This window comes from Ornithinicoccus halotolerans (assembly GCF_009602535.1).
GTDB lineage: Bacteria > Actinomycetota > Actinomycetes > Actinomycetales > Dermatophilaceae > Ornithinicoccus > Ornithinicoccus halotolerans.
This window is the reverse complement of record NZ_WIQI01000135.1, coordinates 1-5,853: the sequence shown is the minus strand read 5'-3', so window position 1 is coordinate 5,853 and position 5,853 is coordinate 1. Positions and strand designations below refer to the sequence as shown.

The following is a 5,853-nucleotide window of genomic DNA, read 5'->3' as shown; positions in this document are numbered from 1 at the left end:
GCCGCTGCCGGGCCGGGCCGCGCGCGCCTACCGCGAGGGAGCCAACCTGGCCCCCGAGCGCGCGGTGGGGCGCCGCTCCTGGACGGACTTCCTCGCCGCGCACACCGACGCCGTCGGTGCGGCCGGTGCGCCGTGAGCGAACGGCCTCCCGCCCTCGCGCCCACGCGACTACGTTGACGCTATGGAGCACCAGGTGCTGCGGCTCCCGGCCCGACGACGCGGTAGCGGCCGGGGCGGCCCCGAGCCGCTGTGGCGGGAGGCGCTCGGCCGGCAGCTGCGTCGCGAGCGGCGGGCCCGCGGGCAGCGGATCGTCGACGTGGCCGCGCGGGCCGGGGTGTCCCCGCAGTACCTCTCCGAGCTCGAGCGCGGCCGCAAGGACCCCTCCTCCGAGGTGCTCGCGGCGGTCGCCGGCTCGCTGGACCTGACGGTCCTCGACCTCACCCGGCGGGCCGCCGTCCACCTGGCCCCGGCCGCGGCCGGCCGTGTCGGCGGTCCCACCGTCTCCGCGCTCGGTCTCGCCGCCTGAGCCCTGCCCACGGCCGCCGCCCGCCAGTGCGGGCAGTCGACGCGGCTACGCCGCCGCCTGCTCCGGCCGGCTGGTGACGACCGCGTCGACCACCCCGTAGTCGACGGCGGCCGCGGCCGGCAGGATCAGCTCCCGCTCGGTGTCGGTGCGCACCTGTGCGGGGGTGCGGCCGGTGTGCGCGGCGAGCAGCTCCTCCTGCATCGCGCGTACCCGTTCCACCTCCTCGGCCTCCAGGATCAGGTCCGGCACCGCCCCGCGGCCCTCGGCCGCCGGGGCGTGGATCACGACCCGCCCGTGCGCCAGGATGCTGCGGTGGCCCGGCGCGCCCCCGGCCAGCAGCAGCGCCGCCGTCGCCACCGCCTGCCCCACGCAGATGGTCTGCACCGAGGGCCGGATGAACTGCATCGCGTCGTAGATCGCCAGCGTGGCCGGGATCGACCCGCCGGCGGAGTTGATGTAGAGGGCGACCGGCGCGTCCGGGTTCTCGCTCTCCAGGTGCAGCAGCTGGGCGATGACGGTGTTGGCGACCCCGTCGTCGACGGCGGTGCCCAGGTAGACGATCCGGTCGGCCAGCAACCGGCTGTAGATGTCGACGGTCCGCTCGCCCCGGTCGGTGCGGGTGGTGACGTAGGGGATGGGGTAGCTGCTCACCGGTCCACCCCTCCCAGCCCGATCGTCCGCGCCCGGCCGGGCACCACCTGCTCCAGGGAGGTCACGACCTCGTCGACGAACCCGTAGCCCACCGCCTGCTCCGCGGTGAACCACCGGTCGCGCCGGGAGTCCTCCTCCACCCTGGCCACCGGCTGCCCGGTGTCCTCGGCGATCAGCCCCAGCACCGTGTCGCGGGTGTGCCGCAGGTCGTCGGCCTGGATCGCGATGTCCATCGCGGTGCCGCCGATCCCGGCCGACCCCTGGTGCAGCAGCACCTTGGCGTGCGGCATCGTCAGCCGCCGGCCCCGGGTCCCGGCCGAGAGCAGGAACTGCCCCGCGCTGTAGGCCATCGCCACGTTCACCGTCACGACGTCGTTGGGGACGGTGCGCATGCAGTCCCGGATCGCCAGCATCCCGGGCACCGACCCGCCGGGGGAGCTGATCAGCAGCCGGATGTCGGCGTCCGGGTCGTCGGCGGCCAGCAGCAGCAGCGCCTGGCAGAGCCGGTCGGCGTTGCGGTCCTCCAGCGGGCCGGTCAGCACCAGGGTGCGCCGCTCGAGCAGCCGCCGCAGCAGCTCCTGGTCCAGGGCCAGCCCCGGGTCGGTCGTCTCAGCGTTCATGGGCCCCAGCCTCGGCCGCTCCCGGCCGCCGCGGAAGCGCGCGCTGCCGTGAGCAGCGCTGCCATCAGCAGCGTGACGTCACCCAGCCTGGCGCCCGCGCGGGCCCTCGCCGGAGTCCATGGCGCACAACGGCGGGCGGTGGGGTCGGTCCCCGCACCCTCCCGGGCCGGCGCCGCCCGCAGGGGTCTGGTCCGCGCAACCGGTAGCGGCTACTGTGCACCTTCTCCCGTCTCTCGCCTGCCCGAGGTGTGCCATGCCTGCCCCCGCGGTCTCGTCGTCGACCCCTGCCCCCGAACCCGAGGGCGATGCCGCGACGGGCGGCGCCGCCGCAGCTCTGCGCGCCGAGCAGGCGCACCTGGCCCGGGCGCGGGCCGAGCTGGTCCGGATGCGCGAGCACACGCTGTCGCTGCAGGCCAGCGGCGGCGACGCGCTCGCCGGGGAGGCGCTGTCCGCGACGCTGTGGCGCCGGGCGCAGGCGCTGCTGGACGACCCGGGGACCACGCTGTTCTTCGGACGGACCGACGCCGCGGCAGCCGGCGGGGCGGGGGAGCGGCTGTACATCGGCCGGCGCCACGTGACCGACGAGGGCGGCGACCCGGTGATCATCGACTGGCGCGCCGAGGTCGCCACGCCGTTCTACCGGGCCTCGCCGTCCCGGCCGATGGGGCTGTGGCGGCGGCGCCGGTTCGGCGTGGAGGGTGGCCAGCTCACCGCGTTCGAGGACGAGCTGCTCGACGGGGGCGCGCCCGCCGCGACCCAGGGGCCCGGGGCGAGTGCGCCCAGCGCGCTGCTGGCGCGGGAGATCGAGCGTCCCCGGGTCGGGCCGATGCGCGACATCGTGGCCACCATCCAGCCGGAGCAGGACGAGATCGTGCGCGCCGACCTGGCCACCACGGTCTGCGTGCAGGGGGCACCGGGCACGGGGAAGACCGCCGTGGGGCTGCACCGGGCGGCGTGGCTGCTCTACGCGCACCGGCAGCGGCTGGCGCGCTCGGGGGTGCTGGTGGTCGGGCCGAACCGGGCGTTCCTGGAGCACGTCGGCGCGGTGCTGCCGGCGCTGGGCGAGGTGACGGTGCGCCACACCACCATCGACGAGCTGGTCGCCCGCGAGGGGGTGCGGGTGCGGGCGGTGGACTCCCCGGCGGTGGCCGTGCTCAAGGGAGAGGCGCGGATGGCCACGGTGCTGCGGGAGGCGGTCTGGTCCCACGTCGGCCGGGCCGAGGAGGCGCTCGTGGTGCCGCGCGGGTCGCGCCGCTGGCGAGTGTCGGCATCCCAGGTGCAGCAGATCCTGGACGAGCTGCGCAGCCGCGGCGTGCGGTACGAGGCGGCCCGGGCGATGCTGCCGCAGCGACTGGCGCACGCGGTGCTGGTGCAGCTGGAGCGGTCCGGTGACGCTGTCGACGACCGGGTGCACGACGCGGTCGCCCGGTCGGCGCCGGTGCGCGCCTACGTGCGGTCGCTGTGGCCGCCGCTGGACCCGCGGCAGGTGCTGTTCGAGGTGCTCGCCACCGGCGCGCACCTCGCCGAGGACCAGCGGCCGATGGTGTGGCCGAGGCCGCCGCGGGGGAAGGGCTCGGCGCGCTGGTCGGCGGCGGACCTGGTGCTGCTGGACGAGGTGGCCGACCTCATCGCTCGGACGCCCAGCCTCGGGCACGTGGTGCTCGACGAGGCGCAGGACCTGTCGGCGATGCAGCTGCGCGCGGTGGGGCGCCGGGCCGCGACCGGGTCGCTGACGGTGCTGGGTGACCTGGCGCAGGGGACCACGCCCTGGGCCAGCGACTCGTGGGAGCAGAGCCTGGCCCATCTCGGGGCACTGGATGCGCACCTGGAGGTGCTGGACCGGGGGTTCCGGGTCCCGGCGGCGGTGCTGGACTTCGCGGCCCAGCTGTTGCCGCACATGGCCCCCGGCCTGGGGACACCGGTGTCGGTGCGGAGCAACCCCGGCCGGCTGGAGCTGGTCGCGGCCGCGCCCGGCGAGCTGCCGGCCGCGGTGGTGACGCAGGTGGAGCGGGCCGCGAGCGTGCCCGGCTCGGTCGGCGTCATCGTGGCCGACGGCGACGTGGGCAGGCTGGCCGCCGCGCTCAGCGCTCGCGGGGTGCAGCACGACGTGACCGGGCGTGAGGAGCACGCGGACGCGGGGAAGGACGCCGGAACGGGCCTGCCGCGGCAGGTCCAGCTGGTGCCTGCGACGCTGGCCAAGGGCCTGGAGTTCGACCACGTCGTGGCCGTGGAGCCGGCGGCCATGGCCGCCGCCGAGCCGGACGAGCGGACCGGGCTGCGCCGCCTCTACGTGGTGCTGACCCGCGCGGTCAGCGACCTGACCGTGGTGCACGAGCGGCCGCTCCCGGAGGCGCTGGTCCGCACCGGTGACCCGCTCACTCCCGGGCGCGCGGGCGGGCTCGCAGGTGGGCGCGCTCACCCTGGGAGCCGAACAGGCTGAGGAACTCCACCGGCTCGTCACCGGCAGGCCCGAACCAGTGCGGGGTGCGGGTGTCGAACTCGGCCGCCTCGCCGGGGGCGAGCACCAGGTCGTGCTCGGCGAGCAGGACGCGCAGCCGGCCGTTCAGCACGTACAGCCACTCGTAGCCCTCGTGCGTCTGCGGCCGCGGCTCGCGGTGCCGCGGGTCCGGGCGCAGGACGAGCTTGTAGGCCTGGATCCCACCCGGTCGCCGGGTCAGCGGCAGCATCGTCATCCCGTGCCGGGTGACCGGCTTCAGGTGCACCCGCGGATCGCCCGTGGGTGGCGCGTCGACGAGCTCGTCGAGCGTCACGCCGTGCGCCCGGGCCAGCGGCAGCAGCAGCTCCAGGGTGGGGCGCCGGCTGCCCGACTCGAGCCGGGAGAGGGTGCTCACCGAGATGCCGGTCGCAGCGGCCAGCCCGGCCAGCGTCATCTCCTGCTGCTGGCGCAGCTGCCGGAGCCGGGAGCCGACTCCGGACAGGGCCTGGCCCAGGTCGTCGTCCGCCATGCCGTGCAGTTTGCCATATCGGCAACGAGGTTTGCGCAGCGCTCGCGGTTGCGCGCATTCTCAGGGCGAGGAGGTGGTCAGGATGGCCAACGAGCAGACGGACCGGGAGCTGAGGGACGACTACGACGTGGTGGTGGTCGGCGGCGGGGCCGCCGGGCTGAGCGGGGCGCTGACGCTCGCCCGCGCGCGTCGCTCGGTGCTGGTGGTCGATGCCGGGCAGCCGCGCAACACCCCCGCCGCGGGGGTGCACGGCCTGCTGGGGCACGACGGGATCCCACCGGCGGAGCTGCTAGCCCGCGGGCGGGCCGAGGTCCGCGGCTACGGCGGCGAGGTGGTGACCGGTCAGGTGGTGGCCGCCCACCGGGAGGGCGACGGGTTCACGGTCGAGCTGGCCGGCGGCGGGGTGGTCCGGGCGCGCCGGATCCTGCTGGCGACCGGGCTAGTGGACGAGCTGCCTGACGTGCCGGGGCTGCGGCAGCGGTGGGGCCAGCAGGTCCTGCACTGCCCGTACTGCCACGGCTGGGAGGTGCGCGACCGGCCGATCGTGGTGCTGGGCGCCAGCGCGATGTCGGTGCACCAGGCGCTGCTGTTCCGGCAGTGGAGTGCCGACCTCACCTACGTGACCCACACCAACGCCGCACCCGCTGCGGAGCAGGCTGAGCAGCTGGCCGCCCGCGGCATCCGCGTGGTCGAGGCCGAGGTCGCGGCCGTGGGGACCGACGGGGAGTCCCTCGCCGGGCTGCGGCTGGCCGACGGCTCGCTGCTGCCCTGCGAGGCGGTCGCGGTGGCACCCCGGATGGTGGCCCGCGCGGACGTGGTCGCCGGGCTGGGGCTCACGGTGGTGCCGCACCCCTCCGGTATGGGCGAGCACGTGCCCGCCGACCAGACCGGGCGCACCGACGTCCCCGGCATCTGGGCCGCGGGCAACGTGACCGACCTGTCCGCCGCGGTGGGGCCCGCTGCGGCCGCGGGGGCCGTCGCGGCCGGGCAGATCAACATGGACCTGGTGATGGCGGACCTCTGGGAGCGCAAGTCCACCGACCTCAGTCTCCGCGCCCGGCGCGCGCTGCCCGACGTGCTGCGGGCGTTC

The 5,853-nt window shown here is 76.3% G+C and carries 6 protein-coding genes; 3 read left to right on the top strand and 3 right to left on the bottom strand.

What is annotated here, in order from left to right; all coding sequences use genetic code 11:
- The first annotated feature begins 181 nt into the window (after window positions 1-181).
- A complete protein-coding gene (locus tag GFJ45_RS14660; RefSeq protein WP_153398508.1) occupies window positions 182-526 on the top strand; it encodes a helix-turn-helix domain-containing protein in 345 nt (114 codons plus the stop codon).
- Window positions 527-571: 45 nt separating this feature from the next.
- Here GFJ45_RS14660 and GFJ45_RS14655 read toward each other — a convergent pair whose 3' ends face one another.
- Together GFJ45_RS14655 and GFJ45_RS14650 are read right to left on the bottom strand one after the other, a co-directional pair.
- A complete protein-coding gene (locus GFJ45_RS14655; protein WP_153398506.1) occupies window positions 572-1,177 on the bottom strand; it encodes a ClpP family protease in 606 nt (201 codons plus the stop codon).
- The gene (locus GFJ45_RS14650) at window positions 1,174-1,797 is read right to left on the bottom strand and encodes a ClpP family protease (RefSeq protein WP_153398504.1); all 624 of its coding nucleotides are present in this window, start codon (window positions 1,795-1,797) and stop codon (window positions 1,174-1,176) included. Before GFJ45_RS14650 ends, GFJ45_RS14655 begins: the two co-directional genes overlap by 4 nt.
- A 253-nt stretch (window positions 1,798-2,050) precedes the next feature.
- Here GFJ45_RS14650 and GFJ45_RS14645 point away from each other — a divergent pair, with 253 nt between their 5' ends.
- Window positions 2,051-4,237: a HelD family protein gene (locus tag GFJ45_RS14645; protein WP_153398502.1), complete on the top strand. Its 2,187-nt coding sequence runs from the start codon at window positions 2,051-2,053 to the stop codon at window positions 4,235-4,237.
- Here the strand turns inward: GFJ45_RS14645 and GFJ45_RS14640 are convergent.
- A complete protein-coding gene (locus GFJ45_RS14640) occupies window positions 4,173-4,763 on the bottom strand; it encodes a helix-turn-helix domain-containing protein (protein ID WP_153398501.1) in 591 nt (196 codons plus the stop codon). The genes GFJ45_RS14645 and GFJ45_RS14640 overlap by 65 nt on opposite strands.
- Before the next feature lie 82 nt (window positions 4,764-4,845).
- On the opposite strand from GFJ45_RS14640, the gene GFJ45_RS14635 reads away from it, so the two are divergent.
- The coding region (locus GFJ45_RS14635) for an NAD(P)/FAD-dependent oxidoreductase (RefSeq protein WP_194288698.1) at window positions 4,846-5,853 on the top strand (1,008 nt) is incomplete at its 3' end.

Excerpts from the sequence above, each read along its gene's own strand:
- GFJ45_RS14640 (WP_153398501.1), bottom strand. The coding sequence starts at position 4,763 with ATGGCGGACGACGACCTGGGCCAGGCCCTGTCCGGAGTCGGCTCCCGG.
- GFJ45_RS14645 (WP_153398502.1), top strand. The coding sequence starts at position 2,051 with ATGCCTGCCCCCGCGGTCTCGTCGTCGACCCCTGCCCCCGAACCCGAG.
- GFJ45_RS14650 (WP_153398504.1), bottom strand. The coding sequence starts at position 1,797 with ATGAACGCTGAGACGACCGACCCGGGGCTGGCCCTGGACCAGGAGCTG.
- GFJ45_RS14660 (WP_153398508.1), top strand. The coding sequence starts at position 182 with ATGGAGCACCAGGTGCTGCGGCTCCCGGCCCGACGACGCGGTAGCGGC.